Raw genomic sequence first — 22,190 nt, 5'->3', positions numbered from 1 at the left:
TGCCTAAAACGCAGCTTTTATACCTGCCATTGACCAAATGGAGCAATCAACAAGTTTAAACACATTACAGTTTTCGGATGGGGCTATGGCCGAAATCCGGCGCTACTTATCTCATTATCCGGCTGAACGCCAGAAATCGGCTATTCTGCCTATCCTGCACATCGCGCAAGCGGAGTTTGGCGGTTGGGTAAGCCCTGAGGCAATGGATTTAGTGGCCGAAATCCTGAACATACAACCAATTGAGGTGTACGAGGTTGCTACCTTTTACACTATGTTCAACCTGAAGCCGGTAGGCAAGCACGTGTTGGAAGTTTGCCGCACGGGTCCTTGTATGCTGCGGGGTTCTGACCAACTGATTGAGCACCTGGAGAACCGTCTGGGCTGCAAAGTAGGCGAGACCTCTGCCGATGGAAACTTCACCCTTAAAACAGTAGAATGTTTGGCATCCTGCGGCACCGGACCGATGCTGCAAGTGCGTGAGCAATTCTACGAAGACCTGGACCCTGCCCGCGCAGACCAGATGCTGGAAGACCTGAAAGCCTTAACCGTAAGGAAACCATGGGAAGAAAATTATTAACTGAACATATCAACGTTGAAGGCATTCACACCTTTGACGTTTATCGCAAGCACGGCGGCTACGCCTCCGTTGAGAAAGCTTTGAAAACCATGTCCCCCGAGGAAGTGGTGGAAGAAGTGAAAGCTTCGGGCTTAAGAGGCCGGGGTGGTGCCGGATTCCCTACCGGGATGAAATGGAGCTTTTTGGCTAAGCCAGAAGGCAAGCCGCGCTATTTAGTTTGCAACGCCGATGAATCAGAACCGGGTACTTTCAAAGACCGGTATTTGATGGAAAAACTGCCGCATTTGTTGATTGAAGGCATGATTACCTCTAGCTACGCGCTGGGGGCTCGCACTTCTTATATCTACATCCGGGGCGAGTTATTGTATGTGCTGCGCATTCTAGAGAAAGCCATCGCCGAAGCTTATGCCAACGGTTTCTTAGGTGAAAATATCTTAGGAAGCGGTTATTCACTGGACTTGCACGTGCACCCAGGCGGTGGCGCGTACATCTGCGGTGAGGAAACAGCTTTACTGGAATCTCTGGAAGGCAAGCGTGGTAACCCGCGTAACAAGCCTCCGTTCCCGGCAGTGTGGGGCCTTTACGGCTGCCCAACCGTGGTGAACAACGTGGAGTCTATCGCTACTGTGCCGTGGATTATCACCAACACCGCTGCTGAATACGCAAAGTTCGGGATTGGCCGTAGTGCCGGTACCAAGCTGATTTCTGCTGGTGGTAACATCAACAAGCCAGGCGTGTACGAGATTGAGCTAGGAGTTCCCGTGGAGGAATTCATCTACTCAGACGAGTACTGCGGCGGCATCTGGAAAGGCCGTGATATGAAAGCGGTCATTGCCGGAGGTTCTTCCGTTCCGATTCTGCCGAAGGAGCTAATCCTGAAAACTACCAACGGGGAAGACCGCCTGATGACCTATGAGTCACTTTCTGACGGAGGTTTCGCCACGGGTACCATGTTAGGTTCCGGCGGGTTCTTCGTGATGGATGACCAAACCTGTATCGTGCGCCATACCTGGACCCTGGCCCGTTTCTACCACCACGAGTCTTGCGGCCAATGCAGCCCGTGCCGTGAAGGAACCGGTTGGATGGAAAAAGTATTGCACCGCATTGAGCACGGCCACGGCCATATGCACGACATCGACCTGTTGGTTAGCGTTGCCAAGCAGATAGAAGGAAATACTATCTGTCCGTTGGGTGATGCCGCTGCCTGGCCAGTTGCGGCGGCGGTTCGTCACTTCCGTGAGGAGTTTGAGTGGCACGTGAAACACCCGCAGGCAGCTACGGCTCCAGGCGCGGTGTTCAACAAAGCCGAATCTGTATTAGCATAAGCATTTTTGTTTCAGGCCTGTTTTAAAGAAAGCAGGTCTGAAATAGCTTCTTAAATAAGTATGTCATTGCTGAAGAGTGACGCAAGTAACCATCAGCAATCAACGATAAATTTAACATGGTAAAAATAACGTTTGATGGCATAGAGGTGGAGGTAGAGGAAGGAACTACCATCCTCAACGCAGCCCGTAAAATCGGCGGCGAGGTGGTGCCCCCAGCCATGTGCTACTATACCCCTTTAAAAGGTACCGGCGGAAAATGCCGTGCCTGTATGGTTCGGGTAGCGGCCGGTTCCGCGAAAGACCCGCGCCCGATGCCTAAACTGGTAGCGAGCTGCATTACCCCGGTACAAGACGGCATGGTGGTGGAAAACACCACCAACCCAGATGTACTGGCTGCCCGCAAAGGCGTGGTGGAGATGCTGTTGATCAACCACCCACTGGATTGCCCTATCTGCGACCAGGCCGGGGAGTGTGATTTGCAGAACTTCGCGTACGAGCACGGCACGTCCGGCACCCGTTATGAAGAAGAGCGCCGCACCTTTGATAAAATTGACATCGGTCCGTTGGTGCAGCTGCACATGACGCGTTGCATCCTGTGCTACCGCTGCGTGTACACCGCCGACCAGTTGACCGAGAAGCGTGTGCACGGTGTGTTAGGCCGTGGCGATGCTGCTGAGATTGGAACCTACGTGGAGAACATCATCGATAACGAGTTCTCCGGAAACGTCATTGATGTGTGCCCGGTAGGAGCTTTGACCGATAAGACCTTCCGTTTCAAAAACCGTGTGTGGTTCACCAAGCCGGTTGATGCGCACCGCGATTGCCCTACTTGCTCCGGTAAAGTAGTGTTGTGGATGCGTGGGAACGATGTGTTGCGCGTAACTGCCCGCAAAGACCAGTACAACGAGGTGCAAGAGTTCATCTGCAACACCTGCCGCTTTGACAAGAAAGACGCGAACGACTGGACCATTGAAGGACCGCGCAAGATTTCCCGTACCTCGGTGATTTCTGCTAACCACTATGAGTTGCCGGTGCTGAACGTGAACGTGATTCCGAACTTGCCAGGCTCCACCGAAGAAGACTTACAATCCACTCCTTTTAACCTAGGAAGACAAGTATAATGGAGATCTCCTTATTATTAATCAAAGCGCTTATCATCTTCGCCGTTTTCGGGATAACGTTGCTGATTGCCACTTACTCCACCTACGCTGAGCGGAAAGTGGCAGCCTTCATCCAGGACCGCGTTGGCCCTAACCGTGCCGGTCCTTTTGGTCTGGCGCAGCCTTTGGCCGATGCGGTGAAACTGTTCTTCAAAGAAGAGTTCGTACCGGCTAACGCGAACAAGTTCCTGTTCATTGCGGGTCCATCGCTAGCGATGTTAACGGCTTGTATGTCCAGTGCGGTAATTCCGTTTGGTGGTACCTTGATTATTGGCGGTGAAGCCATTCACTTACAGGCCATTGAGGTGAACATCGGGATTTTGTACGTGTTCGGTATTGTGGCTTTGGGTGTGTATGGCATCATGATTGGGGGCTGGGCTTCCAACAACAAGTTCTCCCTGTTAGGAGCTATCCGGGCGGCTTCCCAGAACATCAGCTACGAGCTGGCCATGGGTATGTCCATCATCGCGTTGTTGCTGGTGACGGGTACGCTTTCCATGCGTGACATCGCGGCGCAACAGGGACAGGAGCTGTTTGGGGTTTCCGGGTTGAACTGGAACATCTTCTATCAGCCGGTAGGCTTCCTGATTTTCATCATTTGTGCCTTCGCCGAGACCAACCGCGTGCCTTTCGACTTACCAGAGTGCGAGACTGAGCTGGTAGGTGGTTACCACACTGAGTATAGCTCTATGGGCATGGGCTTGTACCTGTTCGCAGAGTACGTGAACATCTTCGTGGCATCGGCGGTAATGGCAACGCTTTACTTTGGCGGTTACAACTTCCCGTTCATGCACCAGTTAGGCTTGCCGCACAACGTGGTGACCATCTTGGGAACGGTGGTATTGTTCGCTAAGATTTTCTTCTTCATCTTCTTTTTCATGTGGGTGCGCTGGACCTTGCCGCGTTTCCGCTATGACCAGTTGATGAACCTGGGCTGGAAAATCCTGATTCCGTTGTCTATCCTGAACGTAATCGTGACCGGCGGAGCCATTCTGTTAAAAGCGGAGTTGTTCTAAAGACATTATGAGTAGGAGAGGAGTTTCTGCTCCTCTACCCATCATTTAAAGTTTATAAGAGACATGCAATCACTTAGCAATAGAGCGAAAAAGCTGGAAAAGAAACCCATGAATTTTTCCGAGAGAATGTATCTCCCGGCAATTTTCCAGGGCTTGTCTATCACCATGCGTCACTTCTTCAAGAAGAAAGCTACGATTAAATACCCCGAGGAAACCCGCCCGATGAGCGCGGTGTGGCGTGGTTTGCACGTGTTAAAGCGTGACGAGAAAGGCAGAGAGCGTTGCACGGCCTGTGGTCTTTGCGCCGTGGCTTGCCCGGCCGAGGCCATTACCATGGTAGCCGGTGAGCGCAAGCGGGGTGAGGAGAACCTGTACCGCGAGGAGAAATATGCCATCAGCTACGAGATTAACATGTTGCGTTGCATTTTCTGCGGCCTGTGCGAAGAAGCCTGCCCTAAAGCGGCCATCTTCCTGCAGAACGACAAAGTGGCTCCGGCCCGCTACGAGCGCGATGAGTTCATCTACGGCAAAGACCGTCTAGTAGAGCCCATGCCTATTGAAAACCTATAATCCGCCGAAAACAAGCGTTTATCATCCAAAACTATGACGGGTAATTTCTTTTACTTTCTCACTTTCTTAACCTTGTTCGCGGCCATTGGGGTAGTTGTCTCCAAAAACCCTGTGTACAGCGTTCTGTTCATGATTCTGACGTTCTTCGCCTTAACCGGACACTACATTCTTCTGAATGCCCAGTTCCTGGCGGCGGTAAACTTCATTGTGTACATGGGCGCCATCATGGTACTGTTCCTCTTCGTGATTATGTTCCTGAACATGCGCGAAGACACCGAGCAGCACAAGCCCGTCCTGAGCAAGATTGCCGCAGCCATTGCTGGTGGTATCCTGTTTGTGGTGATGATTGCCGCCTTGAAGGACGTGAACACCCAACTGACCACTACCGCTGTGTTTGACTCGCAGATTGGCATGGTGGAGAACCTGGGGAAAGTGCTTTTCAGAGATTACCTGTTGCCGTTTGAGTTGGCTTCGGTTCTGTTCCTGGCGGCTATGGCTGGTGCCGTAATGCTGGGCAAGCGCGAACCGGGCGAGCAAAATAGATTCTAAGTCTCTTGCGGGAGGCTGAAAAAGGACAGCTTTAGTGTTGTCCTTTTTTATTTGAAAAAATAGGTTGCGTTTCTGGTTCAGTTTAGAGAAAACAGCTATGAAGCATTATTCTGAAATCATCACCATTGAGCCTGAGAAACGGTTTGGCAAGCCTTGTATTAGGGGCATGCGCATTACGGTGTATGATGTGCTGGGCTGGTTAGCTTCCGGCATGAACATATCAGAGATTCTGGAAGATTACCCTGAACTGACGCAGGAAGATATCATGGCTTGTCTAGCGTATGCCGCTGACCGGGAGCACAAGCTGAGAATTGCTTCATGAAACTGCTCTTTGACCAGAATATTTCTTTCAGGATTCTCAAGAGAATTGAAAGTGATTTTCCGGAAGCACAGCAGGTAAGGGCACTCGGACTGGAGAATAAGCCAGACCGTGAAATATGGGAATATGCCAAAGCAAACGGCTATAGCATTGTCACCTTTGATGCAGATTTCTATGATTTGACAGTCTTGAAAGGGCATCCTCCAAAGATTGTCTGGGTGAGGGCCGGTAATACCGCCACTTCTTTTTTGGCAGAACTTCTCATCAGGAATAAAGATACTATTGAAAAGTTCTTGAATTCTGCCGATTGGGCGGAAGTTGGGTGCCTTGAACTGACTTAGATTAGTGAGTTGAACAGAATTTTGTATTTGGCCCGGTTTACAGAAAATAGACTGAAAATGAAATTGCCCTTCTGGCAAGATGCTTTTGTTTTAGAAGCTTTTTCTTGAAAATAGCTCTGAAACGAAAGCAGAAGAATACAAGCTGCCTCGTAGGAAGTAGCTTTTAATATGGTTTTACCAAAAAATGGGAATAACTTTGGGCGCTGTTGTAAAGCGCATCAAACGCTTATTTCACCAACGTATTTATCATGAATGATATTCCTGAGGTCATAAGGACCATCCCGCTGAATTATTACTTGTTCTTCAGCACCGCTCTTTTCTGTATCGGGATTATTGGGGTACTCACCCGCCGCAACGCCATCATTATCTTTATGTGTGTGGAGTTGATGCTCAACTCGGTGAACCTTTTGCTGACTGCTTTCTCCTCTTACCGGTCAGACCCTAACGGACAAATTTTCGTGTTTTTCATTATGGCGGTGGCTGCCGCCGAAGTGGCCGTGGGTTTGGCCATTATTGTGATGATTTACCGCAACGTCCGCACCACAGACATCAACATCCTGAACAAGCTGAAATGGTAAAGCGGTTTTCCGCTCTGCTGCATCTCTAAAGAATACCGTTCCATTTACGTTTTAACAAATGCAAGAATTTATTTTGCCGGCAAACAACGCTGAGATGACCTGGGTGTGTTTGCTGATTCCGCTCCTGCCGCTGATCGGGTTTCTGATTAACGGTTTGGGTAACCGGAAATTGCCGAAAGGGCTGGCGGGACTGGTGGGTTGTGCCACCGTTATCGGTTCATTCCTGCTGTCACTGTACCTGTTCTTCGGGTTTGAAGGCTACGGCAATCGTCCGTACACCACAGACATCTTCAACTGGATTCACGTAGGTGCCTTGCGCATTCCGTTCTCGTTCCAGATTGACCAATTGTCACTGATTATGCTGCTGTTGGTGACGGGCGTAGGTTCAGTGATTCATATTTACTCGGCGGGCTACATGAGCCATGACGAGAACTTGGGTAAATTCTTCTCTTTCCTGAACATGTTCGTGTTCTCCATGCTCCTGTTGGTGATGGGGTCTAACTACGTGATGATGTTTGTGGGTTGGGAAGGCGTAGGGCTTTGCTCGTACCTGCTCATCGGTTTCTGGAACAAGGTCACTCCCTATAACAACGCCGCTAAAAAAGCCTTTATTATCAACCGTATCGGTGACTTAGGTTTCTTATTAGGCATTTTCCTGATATTCCAAACCTACGGCAGCGTGGTTTACGGCGAAGTGTTCAACCAGGCTTCTCAATTGAGCGAGGTAAACGACGGCGTAGTTATCGCTATTACCTTGTTGCTGTTTGTAGGCGCCATGGGTAAATCAGCGCAGCTGCCGCTCTACACCTGGTTACCAGACGCGATGGCGGGTCCAACTCCGGTTTCAGCTTTGATTCACGCGGCTACCATGGTGACCGCCGGTATTTACATGGTGATTCGGTCAAACGTGCTCTACACGCTGGCACCAGATACCTTGGAAATTGTGGCCATTGTTGGTTTGGCTACGGCCTTGTTCGCGGCTACCATCGGTCTTTTCCAAAATGACATCAAAAAAGTATTGGCTTACTCTACCGTGAGCCAGTTAGGATACATGTTCCTGGCGTTGGGCGTAATGGCGTATTCATCTTCGCTGTTCCACGTGTTAACGCATGCCTTCTTCAAAGCCCTTCTATTCCTGGGCGCGGGGAGCGTGATTCACGCCATGAGCGGTGAGCAGGACTTGCGTAAAATGGGGGGATTAAAGAAAGCCTTACCCATCACGTTTATCACCTTCTTAATCGGAACACTGGCTATCTCTGGGATTCCGCCGTTTGCCGGTTTCTTCTCTAAAGACGAGTTGCTGGCGCACGTGTTTGTGCATAGCAAAGTAATGTGGGGATTTGGTCTGTTGACTTCGTTCATGACCGCGTTCTATATGTTCCGTCTGCTGTACCTGGCGTTCTTCGGAACCTTCCGGGGCACCGAGGAACAGCGTCATCACCTGCACGAGTCTCCGGCGGTGATGACCATTCCGTTGATAATTCTTGCTATCCTTTCCACCATTGGTGGTTTTATGGGCTTACCGCCTGTTTTCAGCGAAAACCATTCTTTAGGTAATTTCTTGTCGCCAGTGTATGAACTGGCCAGAAGAGCCGTTCCGAGTGCTTTCGCTGAGCACCACCTGTCGCATGAGATGGAATACATCTTGATGGCGGTTTCCGTGGCCGTGGCAGTCGTAGCTATTATCATGGCTTACTTCATCTACGGGAAGAAAAGAACGGTTCCGGCCGAGGAAGGCACTGCCTTGTCGCCACTGCACAAACTGGTGTACAACAAATACTACGTGGATGAACTCTACAACGGGCTGTTTGTGAAGCCGGTGATGGGCTTGTCTACCGGGCTGTACCGCTTCGTGGAGAAGGGCATCATTGACCCAATTGTGAACGGGTTTGGGAAAGCCACGTTAGGCGGAGGTCGTTCACTGCGCTTTGTGCAAAGTGGAGCTACCGGGTCTTATCTGCTCCTGATGGTGCTAGGCATCACCTTAATCTTATTGCTGAACTTTATTATCTGATACTGCCAAACATGTTAACCGCTTTAATAATCTTATGGCCCGCGTTGGCCGCACTGCTGGTACTGTTGGTAAAAGGTCCTGGAGCCCGGAAGATTGCTTTCGGGGCTGCCTTGGTGGAACTGGTGCTGGGTATTTGGGCCTGGATTAACTTCGTTCCAAACGGAAGTACCCAATTCCTGCTTAATGAACCCTGGATTGCCAATGCCGGCATCATGTTCAAGGTAGGCATTGACGGCATTAGCTTACTCATGGTGTTGTTAACCGTGTTCCTGATTCCGTTGATTATCCTGTCTACGGCCAAGCACACCTACGAGAAACCTTCTTCTTTCTACGCGCTCATCCTGTTCATGCAGACTGGTTTACTGGGTGTTTTCACCGCGTTGGATGCATTTGTGTTTTACTTCTTCTGGGAAGTAGCGCTTATTCCCATCTATTTCATTGCCGGGATTTGGGGCGGTGAGAACCGGATACGGGTAACGTTCAAGTTCTTTATCTATACCGTCTTCGGAAGTTTGTTCATGCTGGCTGCTTTTGTGTATCTGTATTTCCAGACGCCGGGCACGCACAGTTCTGAAGAAGTTGCTTTCTACCAATTAGTGCTGGATGCCGGTACCCAAAGCTGGTTGTTCTGGTTCCTGTTCATTGCCTTCGCCATTAAAATGCCTGTGTTCCCGTTCCATACCTGGCAGCCTGATACCTACACTACGGCTCCGGCCGCCGGTACCATGCTCTTATCTGGTATCATGCTGAAAATGGGTATTTATGGTGCCTTGCGTTGGTTATTGCCAGTTGTGCCTTTAGGTGTAAGCTTATGGGCGAACGTCGCGTTGGTATTAGCCATCATTGGTATTATCTACGGCGCTGTAATCGCCATCCGTCAGCAGGACATGAAACGTCTGGTGGCGTTCTCGTCAATCTCACACGTGGGCCTAATCGCCGCTGGTTTGTTCACCCTGAATCACCACGGTTTGCAGGGAGCCATGATTCAGATGTTGAGCCACGGCGTGAACGTAGTGGGTATGTTCTTTATCATTGACATTATCCAGAGCCGCACCGGTACCCGCGAGATTGCCGCTTTAGGTGGCATTACGCAGAACACGCCGTTCTTGTCTGTGACGTTCCTGGTGCTTCTGTTAGGGACAGTGGCCTTACCGTTGACCAACGGGTTTGTGGGCGAGTTCCTGTTGTTGATGGGCGTCTACCAATACAATGCCTGGATGGGCGCCGTTGCCGGATTGACCATCATTCTAGGTGCCGTGTACATGTTGCGCATGTTCCAACGCGTGATGTTTGGCGAGAAGAACGAAATCACCCAAGGCTTCACCGATTTGACCTTCAACGAAAAAGCCGTGTTAGTGCCGTTGGTGGTTATGGTGTTCTGGATTGGCTTGCACCCAAACACGTTCCTGACCATTTCTGAGCCTGCCGTTTTGAAACTGCTGGACGTGATTAAACGCTAACCCTGACGCTTTTTAAAACCCAGGAGAAATTACCTGCTCATGACCTCAATCATTCTACTTTCCATATTCGGTATCCTGAACCTCTTTGTAGGCTTCATGAAATCCAAAAAGGTGCTCATGCCGGTGGTGCTGCTATTCCTAGCAGTGTCTTTAGGCGCGACCCTGTTTGACTGGAACCAGCCGCAAAGCTATTTCAGCAACATGTTGGCCACCGACAACTTCTCCGTAGGCTTTACCGCGGTGATGGTGCTTTCCACGCTGTTCATCCTGCCGTTTTCCCGCAGCTACGTGGTTGCTCAGAATTCCAACCTGGCAGAATACTACTCGCTGTTGCTGTTCGCGTTGGTGGGCGGCATCATGATGGTGTCCTATGAAAACCTGCTGATTCTGTTTGTGGGCATTGAAATCATGTCCATCAGCATGTACATCATTGCCGGTTCTGACAAGCGCAACATCTTGTCCAATGAAGCATCCATGAAGTATTTCCTGATGGGGTCTTTCTTCACCGGAATCATCTTATTCGGGATTGCCTTGCTGTACGGAGCAACCGGTGCCTTCTACCTGACCGACATTGCCGCTGCTGCCACCAACATGGACCCTGCCACGCAACCGTTGCTGCTGATGGGCTTACTGTTGGTGCTAATAGGTGTTACGTTCAAAATAGGTGCCGCGCCTTTCCACTTCTGGACCCCAGACGTGTACGAAGGAACGCCCACCGTTTTTACCTCTTACATGTCTACCGTAGTGAAAACTGCGGGTATAGCTGCTTTCTATAAATTGATGTCAGCGGCCTTCGGAGGTGTGTATGACCAGTGGTTCCCAACCGTGGTAGCCATTACGGTCTTGACTTTGCTCATCGGGAACATTGGGGCTGTGGCTCAAACCAGCATGAAAAGAATGCTGGCCTACTCCAGTATCTCACACGCCGGTTACCTGATGATTGCCTTAACCGCCTTCAACGACCGCTCTGAGAACGCGCTTTTGTTCTACTCGTTGGCGTACGCTATCGCCACCATAGCTGCTTTTGGTATCCTGAAGTACGTAGGTGATGCCCGTGGTTCTGATGACTACACTGCTTTCAATGGCTTAGGCAAGACCAATCCATTGCTAGCTTTTGTGATGACGGTTTCGATGCTTTCTTTAGCGGGTATTCCGTTAACCGGAGGTTTCTTCGGAAAGCTGTTCCTGTTCTCGGCGGCCCTAGAGCAAGACATGATTTGGCTTATTATCATAGCCGTGCTGATGTCTGCGGTGGGTATCTACTACTACTTTAGAGTGATCATTGCCATGTACATGAGGGACGCAGAAGGAGCCCGTATTGCCGTTGACCCCTTGGCTACCTTCACGTTGATTTCGTTAGTTGTACTGACCGTGCTGATGGGCATTGTGCCAGGCTTGTTCAACGACTTGCTGTAAGACTTACTTCAAAACACTATAAAGCAGAAGAGGCACCCTAGGGTGCCTCTTCTGCTTTATAGTGTTTTGAACTTGTTTTCTAGAAACTAAGCTCTAAACGATAAAAGACACAAGCATTGTTCGTATTACTTTTGTCCGCTATACAGATTCCAAAGTTCCTGGATGGGAATAGCCTTTCTGCTAACCTTGTTGATATCCTTTCCTTCCGATGTCCACAAATAAGGGAAAACATGGAAGCCCTTGTCTCCCGGGAGATTTAGTACATCTGCTTGCCAGCCTTTCCACCGCAGACCATCATAAAAGCCGTCTAGCTTTGCAGAAAAGCAAAACTGGAGAAATTCAGAATAGCCCAACTCCGTTGATTCCCATTCCAGATTGTCGGGAGATAAATAGAATACTTTTCACAAGCTTTTCTCATTGATGCCTCCTGCATTGATAGCAAAAAATCCGCCCAGTACATCATCGGCTATCAACAAAAACGAAGGCTGCTCACCGTCTTGCAGGAAAGACTTTCCTTTGTTCCAAGCCATCAAGCTTCTGGGCAGCCGGGCAGTACCAGAACCAAGTATCCTGATCCAGCCATTGTCAATGAGAATGCCGCCGGTTTCGTAGACTACCGCGCCCATTTGAGAACACGTGGTAACCTGGGCCTGTAGCAAAGCCGCTTCGGCCGTGGCTTGGGTAGCAGGAAGCACATCTACCTTGTTTTTAGCTTCTTTTATCCATTTCAGCACCAAATCTCAACCCGGTTCTTTCGTCTCGATGAGCTCGGTAAGAGAACGCTTCGGGGGAGATTGGGCAAAGCTTTGGAGACTAAAGGTAAATAGGAGGAGTGTGAGCAGGTATTTCATAGGTAGCTATCTGTTAAGCAAGGAAGATACCAGAAAAGCGGTTTTGAACCTATTTTCTTTAAAACCGACTCAAAACAGAACTACAAACTCATCAATTCCTTAAACACCTGCGTCTGTCTTCGGGAAACCTCCACTTCCTCACCGCCTTTCAACTGGATCTTGATGCTGCCGCTGAACCACGGATTTATCTGCTCTATAAAATTGACGTTGATAATCTGCTGGCGGTTGGCTCTAAAGAATACCTTCGGGTCCAGGCGACTTTCCAGATAATTCAGGGTCTTGAGAATGCAGGGGCGCTCGTTCTCGAAGTACAGGAAGGCGTAGTTGCCGTTAGACTCCATCATGCGTACCTGCTTCAGGGCCACAAACCAGCAGCGCTCTCCGTCCTTGACAAACACCCGGTCTTCTTCGCTTAGCAGGGAAGTAGGAGCAGCGTGTTTTGGAGACTCGTACTTTGCCATGGCTTTCTCCACGGCCTGGCGCAGGCGGCTTTCCTCAATGGGTTTCATGAGGTAATCCAGCGCGTTCCGTTCGAAGGCTTTGAGGGCGTATTGGTCGTAAGCAGTGGTGAAGATGACCTGTGGCGTGTACTCCAAGGCTTCCAGCAGTTCAAAGCCGTTTTTCTGGGGCAAATGAATGTCCAGGAAAAGCAAATCGGGCCGAAGGGATTCAATCAATTCAATGCCTTCTTCGGCGTTTTCGGCTTCACCCACTAGTTCCAGCGTAGGGAATTTAGCTAAGAGGTGCTTCAGTTCCAGGCGGGCCAGCCGAGAGTCTTCAACGATGCAGATTTTCATAGTCTTTCCAGGGAAGAGTAAGCGTGGCGGTCACGCTGTTGTCACTAGTTTGAGAGAGGGCAAAGGTGCCGGGTTGGTCTAAGGAATGCGCCACACGCTCCAACAGCCGTTGCAAGCCAATGCCTTTGGAAGCCGAGGACGGGTCCAGTATGCCGGTATTCTCTACCTTTACCCGTAAATGCCCGTTCTGCCGGTGCAGGGACAGCTGAATCTTTCCGCCTTTGGCTTGGGTCCCGATGCCGTGTTTAATGGCGTTCTCCACCAGTAATTGAATGCCCAAAGGCGGAATGGCCGCGTTCTTAACCGATGAATCCACTTGTGAGGAGAAATCGAGTTTGTCTTCAAAGTGAATCTTCTCCAATGCCACGTAATTATCCAGGAAATCCAGCTCCTCGGCCACGCTCACCAGATTATTCCGGTTGTAACCAATCACGTAGCGCATCATGGCCGAAAGGCGGGTAAGCATCTCCCGCGCCTTGGTCTGGTCTACCAGCACCAGAGACCGGATGTTGTTAAGGCTGTTAAACAGAAAGTGCGGGTTCAGCTGCGACCGGATGGCCTGCAGTTCGGCCTCTTTCAAGGACAATTGCAGCTTCCAGGCTTCTACTTCTTTCTCCTTCCAGCGCTGAATGGCCTGGAACGCAAAGTAAATGGTAGACCAGAAACTAAGAATCACCAGTCCGTTCGCCGAGTACATGACCAGATACCCAAAGCTGAATTCCTTTAGCGTGAACATGCCAATGCTCAGCATGAAAAGACAGACCAGCAACTGGCACGTGATAGACGCCACCGCATTGTAGGCTAGCACCATCAAAACCATTTTGCCCAAAGGAAGCTTCAGCCAGCGATGCTTTCGGTTCAAGTACCGTTGCAGGTGGGTGGAGCCGAAGAAAATAGCCGTGCCTATAAACTGCACGGCGTACATGCCCGCTTGCTTTTTGAAGAACAGGAAGCTCATCAGGAGCCCTATAAACAGGTAGCAGGTCCAACCAATTGCTTGGCAGACCCAATACCATCTTTGCTGACGTGAGGCGGTCATTAGCGGGGTGTTCTTTAGTTCTTCAGGAATGCGTCCATTTGCGCGAACATCCAGGTGGGTTCATCATACATGATGAAATGCTTGGCGGTATCGGCTACTTTCACTTGGGCGCCAGGCAATTTAGCAAATTGTGCTTTATACATGTTGGTGGTGATGTCTTTGGTGACGCCGTAATTTTTGTATCCGGCCCAGGCACCCAACACCAACACCGGTGCTTTGATAGTGGCAATGTCTTGGCGCAAATCAGAAAGGTACATTTCATACATGGCCTGACCGGTGGTGATGTAGTCCGATTTTCTGCCCCAGGCAATAATCTTCCTGATGTGCGCTGAGTCGGTGGCCATAGAGACGCCGTAGCTGGCTTCCATCTGTTGTTGCATCTCTGGGCTAAGCTTGCCCATGGATTTCTTCATCTGCTCGGCCATAGGCTTGATGCTTTCTACCGTGGCACCGGGGTTCTGCGCTGCGCCGATGTAAGGCAGCCCATCTACCACCACCGTCTTCCCGAATAACTCAGGGGCTTTCACGTTCAAGGCCAACGCCAGGTAACCGCCCAGGCTATGCCCTACCACCACTGGCTTTTTCAGCTTGTTTTCCTGAACATAGACGATAATCTCATCCCGCACACTGTTCAGGAAGTGGTCAGTGTTCACCGCTGGCTGCCCCGCGAAACCAGGCAAGGTCAATACATAACAGGTGTAGTTTTTCTGGTAATGCGCTACCGTCTCGTCCCACACTTCCCCCGCCGAGTTCAGACCCGGAATCAAAATCATAGCGGGTCCTTTGCCCGATTTCACCACTTTGAACGGTGGCGTTTTGGCCTGTACCTGAATGACGAGGAACAAGAATAGAACAAGGATAGAAGTAATTTTTGCTTTCATGGCTTTATGAGGTTTGGTTGTTTCCGTGATTGATTGAAACAAAGGTGCAGCATGAAAGCAGGTGCGTGAAGTGAAATATGATGAACGGTAAAAGGCCGGGGTGAACGGCGGATGCGTTATTGAAGAGGAACAATAAATGTGCTTCTCAGGGCCATTATAGTAAAAACAGTCCTAAAACATAATCCGAATTGTAGGGGCAATCCCTTGTGGTAGCCCTTTCAGTGCTTCACGATAAAGGGCAACCACAAGGGATTGCCCCTACATACAAAATCAAACGTCATTGCACATGAGCCTTGTTCTTCGCCTACTTTCCGCAAAACAGCCTTAAAAAGAAAAAGCCGGTGAAGCCTCCAAGACCTCACCGGCTTTCTATAGCCATCAGCAATAAACAATCAGCCTTTCAAACGAGTGTCAATCTGCAGCTCATCCAACTGCGCTTGCGCGATAGGAGAGGGAGCGTCAATCATCACATCACGGCCTGAGTTGTTTTTAGGGAACGCGATGAAGTCCCGGATAGAATCGGCGCCACCAAACAAAGAGCACAGACGGTCAAACCCGAAGGCGATACCACCGTGCGGAGGCGCGCCGTACTCGAAAGCATCTAACAGGAACCCGAACTGCGCCTGAGCCTCCTCGGTGGTGAAACCTAGTAAGTCAAACATACGAGACTGCACAGCACGATCATGGATACGGATAGATCCTCCGCCTACTTCCACGCCGTTGATGACCATGTCATAGGCGTTGGCGCGGACGGCACCCGGGTTGGTGTCAATCAGTTCCATGTCCTCAGGCTTAGGTGAGGTGAACGGGTGGTGCATGGCATGGTAGCGGCCGCTTTCCTCATCCCACTCTAGGAGCGGGAAGTCCAGCACCCACAGGGTAGAGAACGTGTCTTTGTCGCGCATACCTAAGCGGGTACCCATCTCCAGACGGAGTTCGTTCAGGGCTTTGCGGGTTTTATCGGCACCGCCGGCTAAGACTAACAGCAAGTCGCCGGGTTGAGCGTTGAAGGCCTGAGCCCATTGCTGCAGATCTTCGGGCGAGTAGAACTTGTCCACGCTTGACTTCACGCTGCCGTCTTCCTGCACGCGGGCGTATACCAAGCCGGTGGCCCCTACCTGCGGACGCTTCACGAAATCAGTGAGTTCATCCAGTTGCTTGCGCGTGAAATGTGCGCTGCCGCTGGCGTTGATACCTACTACTAACTCAGCATCGTCAAATACTTTGAAGCCTTTGTTTTTCACCACCTCATTCAGCTCCACGAACTTCATCCCAAAACGAGTGTCTGGCTTGTCTGAGCCGTAGAGACGCATGGCATCAGCGTAGGTCATGCGCGGGAAGTCTGCCAATTCTATTCCCTTCACGGTACGGAACAGGTGCTTCACCAGGCCTTCAAAGGTATTCAGAATATCTTCCTGCGTCACGAAGGAAAGCTCACAGTCAATCTGGGTGAACTCCGGCTGGCGGTCGGCCCGCAGGTCTTCGTCCCGGAAGCATTTCACAATCTGGAAGTACTTGTCGAAGCCAGATACCATCAACAGCTGTTTGAACGTCTGCGGAGACTGCGGCAGAGCGTAGAACTCACCAGGGTTCATGCGGCTGGGCACCACAAAGTCACGAGCACCTTCAGGCGTGGATTTGATGAGCACTGGGGTTTCTACCTCAATAAAGCCTTGGCCGTCCAGGTACGAGCGGGTTTGCTGAGCCATGCGGTGGCGCAGTTCCAGGCTCTTGCGTACCGGTGAGCGGCGCAGATCAAGGTAGCGGTACTTCATGCGCAAGTCATCGCCGCCGTCGGTCTCGTCCTCAATCAGGAACGGAGGCAGTTTGGCGGGGTTCAGGACCTCCAGCACGGTCACTTTTATCTCTATGTCGCCGGTGGCGATTTTATCATTCTTAGACACGCGCTCAATCACGGTGCCGGTGGCCTTCACCACGAACTCACGACCCAGCGTACGGGCAGTGGTGAGAACCTGTGCATCAGAAACACCTTCCTCCAGGCTCAGCTGCGTGATGCCGTAACGATCGCGCAGGTCAACCCAAAGCATACCGCCTTTGTCGCGTGATTTCTGGACCCATCCGGTCAGGGTCACTTCCTGACCAACATTCTCGAGGCGCAATTCGCCGCAGGTGTGTGAACGAAGCATTGTATTTGTTCTTTAGAAACGAAGCTGTAAAGGTAACGATTGTTCCGTGATCTGCCCAGACCCGTTTTAAGGCAGTTTTAAAGAAAACAGCCCTTAAACGCCTTCTCTTCTTTGATGATTTCCTGACACCCAGAGTTTCCAGCTTACCTAAGCCATAATGGTTGGCCTCCGGACCATCAGGATAGTTCTGAATCAGATGCTGTGCCGCTCCATGACTACAATGTCCGATGTTGGGCAGAAGTGTTCGCTATCGAATAAAATATTGTTCGGAACCGAACATCCATTTAGGGTGAAATAGGTCCAAGTGGCTTATAATCAAACATTTTTATTCTTGGCACTGCCCTTGATAAAGGTGGTGATGTGGAAACAGCCCAACCGAATGGGCATCCGCAGGAAAACCACTGAATCGCATTTGAAAACTCTACAAAAACTATGTTCGCTAAAAAACTACCCTTACTCTTTACCCTTTGGCTTCTCCTCCTTGCTCCCCTGGCTTTGGCGCAGGAAAGTACTTCTTTTGACCTGAAAGGGGTGGTGAAGGGCGCCAAAGGCGAACCTCTGCTGGCCGCCAACCTGCAGTTGGTGAAAGACTCCAGCCAGGTGCTGGTGAAGGTGGAGGTGAGCGGGCAGGACGGGTCTTTCCTGTTCAGCGGCATCCCGGCAGGCAAATACAAACTCATGGTGCTGCACTATGACTATGCTATGTACACCTCGGGGCCCATCCACCTGCAGAAGAATACGGATCTGGGGGTGGTGACCCTGCCGGAGCGGGCGGTGGCCCTGAAGGAGGTGAAGATTGAGGCGCAGAAGCCGTTTGTGGAGCAGCACTTTGACAAAACGGTGCTCAACGTGGAGAACAGCATCTCCGCGGCGGGAAGTAACGTGCTGGAGGTGCTGGAGAAAGCGCCCGGCGTGCGGATAGACCAGAACGATAACCTGAGCATGCGGGGTAAGACAGGCGTGATGGTGATGATCAACGGCAAACGGGTGCCCATGTCCGGTACCGAGCTGGCCACTATGCTGCGGAGCCTGAACGCCAACGAGGTGTCCAAGATTGACCTCATCACCAATCCATCGGCGAAGTATGACGCCGCCGGAAATGCCGGCATCATTGACATTAAACTGAAGAAAGATGACCGGGTGGGCACCAACGGCAGCATCACCTCGTCCTTCGGGCACGGAAAACGCTTCAAGTCCAACCAGGGCTTGCAGCTGAACCACCGAAACAGGAAAATAAACGTGTTTGGCTCCTACAACTACGTGCACCGCAAAGACTTCAGTAAACTGGATATCTACCGTGAGTTTTTCAACCGGAACGAAGCTTACAGCCTGCAGGGGATCAACGACCAGAAGAACCTGTTTTCGCACCAGATCAACAGCCACAACGGCCGCCTGGGCTTTGACTGGAATGTATCGCCCAAGACAATTGTGGGGCTGGTGGCTAACGGTGTTTTCACCGATGTGAACCGGGATACGGAGAATACCTCCCTGTTCTATGACGGCCAGCGCCAGTACGACAAATATACCACCACCGAATCCATCAGCGGGACCAACCGGAATTCAAAGGCTTTGAACTTCAATCTGAAGCACACCATAGACAGCACGGGCCGGGAGATAAGTGCCGATGTGGACTATGCCGCTTTCCGGTCCGGTGACCTCCAGAACTTCACCACCAGCTACTTTGACACCGAGAAACCCATGCCAGACTCTCTCCTGAATGGCGACCTCAACGGGAAACTGACCATAAAATCAGCGAAGGTAGATTATTCCCAACCCCTGAAGGCGATAGCTGCCAACCTGGAGGCCGGCCTTAAGAGCAGCCTGGTAGACGCCGACAACGACCTCAGGTTCTACGACCGCACCAGCAACCGCAACACCCTGGACACAAACCGGAGCAACCATTTTATTTACCGCGAGAACATCAACGCGGCTTACCTCAATGTGAACAAGAAATGGGCTAAGACAAGCTTGCAATTGGGCCTGCGGGTAGAGAACACCATTGCCAAAGGCGACCAGGTGGCAGAATATGCCCAGGTGAAAGGAGAGCGTTCTTTTGACCGGAACTACACCCAGTTGTTTCCCAGTGCCTTTCTAGGATATACCGTGAACAAAACGCATAACCTTGGCCTCTCGGTGAGCCGCCGCATTGACCGGCCTACCTATAACCAACTGAACCCGTTCGTGTACTTCATAGACCCTAGCACCAAATCGGCTGGAAACCCATTTCTGTTGCCTCAGACCACGTACGCGTTTGAATTCACCCATACCCTCAAAGATAAGTTTGTGACCAAACTCAGCTACAGCCACACCACCGATGTCATCATCTCTGTGCTGTCGCCGGAGCCCCAAACTGACCCCGAGCAGATACCCGTAGTGATTCAGCAGGACCGAAACCTGGCCAAGTTACATTATTATGGCGCCAGTCTTTCAGTGCCTGTTTCCGTGGCAAGGTGGTTCACCAGCACTAATAATTTTGAACTCTACTACGGGCTGTACCAGGGGAATCTGGTGGGCACTAACCTGCGCAACGGAAGGCCTACGGTCAATGTCAACTCAAACAATGTGTTCACCTTGCCCAGGAACTGGTCTGCCGAGGTCATTGGGGTGTTTCAGTCCCGGGAGGTTTATGGCTTTCTGGATATCCAACCCATCAGGCACTTGTCGCTGGGCGTGCAGAAACAACTCTGGGACAAGAAGGCCAACATCAAGCTGAACGTGGCAGATGTGTTCTACTCCAATAAAGTCAGGGCAACCACAGAACTCAGCGGTTACTTTGAGCGGTTCTACCAGCGTCGGGATACCAGAGTAGCCACCCTCAGCTTCACCTACAGATTTGGGAAAAACCAGGTAGCGCCTGCCCGTCGTCGCACGGGTGGGGCCGAGGACGAGAAACGCCGCGCCGGATAAGCCTTCTCTGTTAGAACTCTTATGAAAAACAGCCCTGAAGCTTAATCGTTTTGGGGCTGTTTTGTTTAAATGGGGCTTAAAACAGGTTTTGGGTTAGGCTGTAGGTTAAAAGATAATTAAGCCTTCAGAAGATTCTAAATTAGCCTTAGCTACATCAAACAGGACAATTGGATATATCTCTTTTCAGATTGAAGGCTACTCCAAAGGTAGATTAAGGTTTTAGTATTAAAAAGGAAGTTGTTATATTTTTTGAAGAAGTGTTTTGTAGCTGCGCAAAACAGTGGTAAATAGCTTTAAAATAAATGAAAGAAAACCGTTGGTGGTGGATTGCTTTGGAAAGTAGACATAACCAAGAGAAAGTGCGGTTGAAGGGTATTTAAAGCTATATTGTTAAAAAATATTGAAGATGTTTAATTCTGTCTGGAAAACGTTAACATTAAGAAAATCTAAGAACAGGCTAGATTTAGGGAGTTTATCCAAAAAGGATTATTTTGATAGAGTGAATTACGTGCGCACGGTAGCCGGACTGCGGAATGCCTTGTCTGCGCCTAAACAGGTGCAAACCAACACCAACCGCGAGGTGACGTTCAGGGGATTGGCTTTTGGGGCATCGTTGCGGGAAGCAAAGCGTCTGTTGGGCAAACCTGAATTCCACGTGCACCAGGATCTGGACGTAGTGGGCCATGAGGTTCTTTTTTACTTCTCCTCTGTTGGTTCTGCTAAGGTGACCCAGTGCCTGCATTTTCTGCACGGTAAATTCATCTTGTGCCAGAACATCGTGAAGACCCCCAAGCCATCCAGATGCCATGCCATCATCAAATCGGTGCTGGAGAAGTATAACCTGTTGCACGAGGCGCAGGAGACTTTTGACCTAGAGAACATGTTCCCGGTGTGTGATGCCGGCCAGAACCGCATTGAAATGCATTATGCCTTCGACCTGACGTTTACCTATGCCACCGGCGATCCACAGGTGCTGCCCATGGTCCAGAAAGTGCAGGCGGTGGAGAAGAGCAGAGGCCCGTTGTGGAGGAACGTTTTCCAGGAGCAGGTCCGTTACGTGTAGTATCAGCTTAATAACACAACTCGCTTCAACGCCGATGCCCTTTCTCTGCCTGAGAAAGGGCATCGGCGTTTTCAGGTTTAAGTTCAGTGGTTTGTTGTATCAGGTAGGTGGTGTTTTAGGTGCGTTTTGCGAAAAACAGGCTCAAAACGGTTGAAAAGAAATAGAGGACTGAAGGGTTAGGTCTGTAACTTTTTATAACTTCCTACTACTAATCCTTTAGAAATCAACTACTCCGTTCTAACGCAAACCTAAACCCTTTACCACCATGGAACTCAACATCCAAAACCTTTCCAAAACCTACCCCAACGGCGTGCAGGCGCTGAAGAACGTGAACCTCACCATTCCTACGGGCATGTTCGGTTTGCTGGGACCCAACGGGGCCGGGAAATCCTCGCTCATGCGCACCATCGCCACGCTGCAGGAAGCGGATAGCGGCAGCATCAGGTTGGGGGAACTGGATGTGTTCCGGGAGAAGGACGAGATGCGGAAGGTGCTGGGCTACCTGCCGCAGGAATTCGGGGTGTACCCCAAGGTGAGTGCCGAGGAGCTGCTGGACCATTTCGCGGTGCTCAAGGGCATCCATAACAGCAAGGAACGGAAAGAGACGGTGGCCTCGCTGTTGCAGCAGACGAATCTCTACGACGTGCGCAAGAAGAACCTGGGCGGTTATTCCGGCGGGATGAAACAGCGCTTCGGGATTGCGCAGGCGCTGCTGGGCAACCCGAGGATCATCATCGTGGATGAGCCTACGGCCGGCCTGGACCCCGCCGAGCGGAACCGGTTCCATAACCTGCTGAGCGAGATAGGCGAGAACATCATCGTGATCCTGTCCACCCACATTGTGGATGACGTGAGCGACCTGTGCCGGAACATGGCCATCATCAACAAAGGCGAGGTGCTTGCCACCGGCGAGCCGCTGCAGGCCATCGAGCAGATGCAGGGCCAGATCTGGCGGAAGTTCATCAAAAAAGAGGAACTGCCGGAGCACCAGGCCCAGCATTCCGTGATCTCCTCGCGCCTGTTCGCCGGCAAGACCATCATCCACGTGTACGCCGATGCCCAACCCAGCATGGAGTTTGAGCCAGTGCAACCCGATCTGGAGGATGTGTACTTCGCTACTATCAGCGGGGCGGTGAAAAAGACTTCCGCGTCACAGCCAGAGGTAATTGCCTAGGCCGTT

General features: G+C 50.8%; 19 protein-coding genes and 1 pseudogene. 15 read left to right on the top strand and 5 right to left on the bottom strand.

All coding sequences use genetic code 11. The features are described from left to right. The first annotated feature begins 37 nt into the window (after positions 1-37). The 12 genes from EFB08_RS15835 to EFB08_RS15780 all read left to right on the top strand — a co-directional run bounded on the left by EFB08_RS15835 (position 38) and on the right by EFB08_RS15780 (position 11,325). Positions 38-577 carry an NADH-quinone oxidoreductase subunit NuoE family protein gene (locus EFB08_RS15835; RefSeq protein ID WP_123127890.1) on the top strand — a complete coding sequence of 180 codons (540 nt, stop codon included), beginning with the start codon at positions 38-40 and terminating at the stop codon, positions 575-577. After that, on the top strand, positions 559-1,902 hold the full coding sequence (nuoF, locus tag EFB08_RS15830) for an NADH-quinone oxidoreductase subunit NuoF (RefSeq protein ID WP_062543823.1): 1,344 nt from the start codon (positions 559-561) through the stop codon (positions 1,900-1,902). The genes EFB08_RS15835 and nuoF overlap by 19 nt, the downstream gene beginning before the upstream one ends. Before the next feature lie 116 nt (positions 1,903-2,018). Next, positions 2,019-3,023 carry a 2Fe-2S iron-sulfur cluster-binding protein gene (locus EFB08_RS15825; protein ID WP_123127889.1) on the top strand — a complete coding sequence of 335 codons (1,005 nt, stop codon included), beginning with the start codon at positions 2,019-2,021 and terminating at the stop codon, positions 3,021-3,023. Beyond that, positions 3,023-4,078 carry an NADH-quinone oxidoreductase subunit NuoH gene (gene nuoH, locus EFB08_RS15820; RefSeq protein ID WP_123127888.1) on the top strand — a complete coding sequence of 352 codons (1,056 nt, stop codon included), beginning with the start codon at positions 3,023-3,025 and terminating at the stop codon, positions 4,076-4,078. The genes EFB08_RS15825 and nuoH overlap by 1 nt, the downstream gene beginning before the upstream one ends. Positions 4,079-4,186: 108 nt before the next feature. Next, positions 4,187-4,648: a NuoI/complex I 23 kDa subunit family protein gene (locus tag EFB08_RS15815; protein WP_227006355.1), complete on the top strand. Its 462-nt coding sequence runs from the start codon at positions 4,187-4,189 to the stop codon at positions 4,646-4,648. Between the two features lie 33 nt (positions 4,649-4,681). After that, positions 4,682-5,197: an NADH-quinone oxidoreductase subunit J family protein gene (locus tag EFB08_RS15810; protein WP_123127886.1), complete on the top strand. Its 516-nt coding sequence runs from the start codon at positions 4,682-4,684 to the stop codon at positions 5,195-5,197. Positions 5,198-5,294: 97 nt separating this feature from the next. Continuing rightward, a complete protein-coding gene (locus EFB08_RS15805; protein WP_123127987.1) occupies positions 5,295-5,519 on the top strand; it encodes a DUF433 domain-containing protein in 225 nt (74 codons plus the stop codon). Next, the gene (locus tag EFB08_RS15800) at positions 5,516-5,857 is read left to right on the top strand and encodes a DUF5615 family PIN-like protein (protein ID WP_123127885.1); all 342 of its coding nucleotides are present in this window, start codon (positions 5,516-5,518) and stop codon (positions 5,855-5,857) included. Before EFB08_RS15805 ends, EFB08_RS15800 begins: the two co-directional genes overlap by 4 nt. 248 nt (positions 5,858-6,105) lie before the next feature. Continuing rightward, positions 6,106-6,435: an NADH-quinone oxidoreductase subunit NuoK gene (nuoK, locus tag EFB08_RS15795; RefSeq protein ID WP_123127884.1), complete on the top strand. Its 330-nt coding sequence runs from the start codon at positions 6,106-6,108 to the stop codon at positions 6,433-6,435. A gap of 58 nt (positions 6,436-6,493) precedes the next feature. Beyond that, positions 6,494-8,449 (top strand): NADH-quinone oxidoreductase subunit L, encoded by a 1,956-nt coding sequence (gene nuoL, locus EFB08_RS15790; RefSeq protein WP_123127883.1) that lies wholly within the window; start codon positions 6,494-6,496, stop codon positions 8,447-8,449. 11 nt (positions 8,450-8,460) lie between these two features. Further along, a complete protein-coding gene (locus tag EFB08_RS15785; protein WP_123127882.1) occupies positions 8,461-9,909 on the top strand; it encodes a complex I subunit 4 family protein in 1,449 nt (482 codons plus the stop codon). Between the two features lie 39 nt (positions 9,910-9,948). Then, complete coding sequence (locus EFB08_RS15780; protein WP_123127881.1) at positions 9,949-11,325, top strand: NADH-quinone oxidoreductase subunit N; 1,377 nt, start codon at positions 9,949-9,951, stop codon at positions 11,323-11,325. Between the two features lie 125 nt (positions 11,326-11,450). Here the strand turns inward: EFB08_RS15780 and EFB08_RS15775 are convergent. From EFB08_RS15775 to aspS, 5 genes and pseudogenes are all read right to left on the bottom strand, one after another. Further along, positions 11,451-12,059: pseudogene (locus EFB08_RS15775) on the bottom strand (DUF2625 family protein). A 197-nt stretch (positions 12,060-12,256) separates the two neighbouring features. Next, a complete protein-coding gene (locus EFB08_RS15770; protein ID WP_123127880.1) occupies positions 12,257-12,973 on the bottom strand; it encodes a LytR/AlgR family response regulator transcription factor in 717 nt (238 codons plus the stop codon). Next, entirely contained in the window at positions 12,954-14,012 is a 1,059-nt protein-coding gene (locus tag EFB08_RS15765) for a sensor histidine kinase (RefSeq protein ID WP_123127879.1), read from the bottom strand. The genes EFB08_RS15770 and EFB08_RS15765 overlap by 20 nt, the downstream gene beginning before the upstream one ends. Positions 14,013-14,026: 14 nt before the next feature. Beyond that, a complete protein-coding gene (locus EFB08_RS15760) occupies positions 14,027-14,893 on the bottom strand; it encodes an alpha/beta fold hydrolase (protein WP_123127878.1) in 867 nt (288 codons plus the stop codon). Between the two features lie 392 nt (positions 14,894-15,285). After that, positions 15,286-17,040, bottom strand: coding sequence for an aspartate--tRNA ligase (aspS, locus tag EFB08_RS15755; RefSeq protein ID WP_123127877.1), 1,755 nt, complete (start codon positions 17,038-17,040; stop codon positions 15,286-15,288). A gap of 432 nt (positions 17,041-17,472) precedes the next feature. On the opposite strand from aspS, the gene EFB08_RS15750 reads away from it, so the two are divergent. The 3 genes from EFB08_RS15750 to EFB08_RS15740 all read left to right on the top strand — a co-directional run bounded on the left by EFB08_RS15750 (position 17,473) and on the right by EFB08_RS15740 (position 22,184). After that, a complete protein-coding gene (locus EFB08_RS15750) occupies positions 17,473-19,947 on the top strand; it encodes a TonB-dependent receptor (RefSeq protein ID WP_123127876.1) in 2,475 nt (824 codons plus the stop codon). Between the two features lie 499 nt (positions 19,948-20,446). Then, positions 20,447-21,010, top strand: a complete 564-nt coding sequence (locus tag EFB08_RS15745) for a hypothetical protein (protein ID WP_123127875.1) — start codon at positions 20,447-20,449, stop codon at positions 21,008-21,010. Between the two features lie 265 nt (positions 21,011-21,275). Next, positions 21,276-22,184 (top strand): ABC transporter ATP-binding protein, encoded by a 909-nt coding sequence (locus tag EFB08_RS15740; protein WP_123127874.1) that lies wholly within the window; start codon positions 21,276-21,278, stop codon positions 22,182-22,184. Positions 22,185-22,190: the final 6 nt, after the last annotated feature.

The sequence above is a fragment of the Rufibacter latericius genome (assembly GCF_003721515.1).
Taxonomy (GTDB): Bacteria; Bacteroidota; Bacteroidia; order Cytophagales; family Hymenobacteraceae; genus Nibribacter; species Nibribacter latericius.
This window is presented reverse-complemented; position numbering and strand designations above follow the sequence as displayed.

Excerpts from the sequence above, each read along its gene's own strand:
- EFB08_RS15835 (WP_123127890.1), top strand. The coding sequence starts at position 38 with ATGGAGCAATCAACAAGTTTAAACACATTACAGTTTTCGGATGGGGCT.
- nuoF (WP_062543823.1), top strand. The coding sequence starts at position 559 with ATGGGAAGAAAATTATTAACTGAACATATCAACGTTGAAGGCATTCAC.
- EFB08_RS15825 (WP_123127889.1), top strand. The coding sequence starts at position 2,019 with ATGGTAAAAATAACGTTTGATGGCATAGAGGTGGAGGTAGAGGAAGGA.
- nuoH (WP_123127888.1), top strand. The coding sequence starts at position 3,023 with ATGGAGATCTCCTTATTATTAATCAAAGCGCTTATCATCTTCGCCGTT.
- EFB08_RS15815 (WP_227006355.1), top strand. The coding sequence starts at position 4,187 with ATGAATTTTTCCGAGAGAATGTATCTCCCGGCAATTTTCCAGGGCTTG.
- EFB08_RS15810 (WP_123127886.1), top strand. The coding sequence starts at position 4,682 with ATGACGGGTAATTTCTTTTACTTTCTCACTTTCTTAACCTTGTTCGCG.
- EFB08_RS15805 (WP_123127987.1), top strand. The coding sequence starts at position 5,295 with ATGAAGCATTATTCTGAAATCATCACCATTGAGCCTGAGAAACGGTTT.
- EFB08_RS15800 (WP_123127885.1), top strand. The coding sequence starts at position 5,516 with ATGAAACTGCTCTTTGACCAGAATATTTCTTTCAGGATTCTCAAGAGA.
- nuoK (WP_123127884.1), top strand. The coding sequence starts at position 6,106 with ATGAATGATATTCCTGAGGTCATAAGGACCATCCCGCTGAATTATTAC.
- nuoL (WP_123127883.1), top strand. The coding sequence starts at position 6,494 with ATGCAAGAATTTATTTTGCCGGCAAACAACGCTGAGATGACCTGGGTG.
- EFB08_RS15785 (WP_123127882.1), top strand. The coding sequence starts at position 8,461 with ATGTTAACCGCTTTAATAATCTTATGGCCCGCGTTGGCCGCACTGCTG.
- EFB08_RS15780 (WP_123127881.1), top strand. The coding sequence starts at position 9,949 with ATGACCTCAATCATTCTACTTTCCATATTCGGTATCCTGAACCTCTTT.
- EFB08_RS15770 (WP_123127880.1), bottom strand. The coding sequence starts at position 12,973 with ATGAAAATCTGCATCGTTGAAGACTCTCGGCTGGCCCGCCTGGAACTG.
- EFB08_RS15765 (WP_123127879.1), bottom strand. The coding sequence starts at position 14,012 with ATGACCGCCTCACGTCAGCAAAGATGGTATTGGGTCTGCCAAGCAATT.
- EFB08_RS15760 (WP_123127878.1), bottom strand. The coding sequence starts at position 14,893 with ATGAAAGCAAAAATTACTTCTATCCTTGTTCTATTCTTGTTCCTCGTC.
- aspS (WP_123127877.1), bottom strand. The coding sequence starts at position 17,040 with ATGCTTCGTTCACACACCTGCGGCGAATTGCGCCTCGAGAATGTTGGT.
- EFB08_RS15750 (WP_123127876.1), top strand. The coding sequence starts at position 17,473 with ATGTTCGCTAAAAAACTACCCTTACTCTTTACCCTTTGGCTTCTCCTC.
- EFB08_RS15740 (WP_123127874.1), top strand. The coding sequence starts at position 21,276 with ATGGAACTCAACATCCAAAACCTTTCCAAAACCTACCCCAACGGCGTG.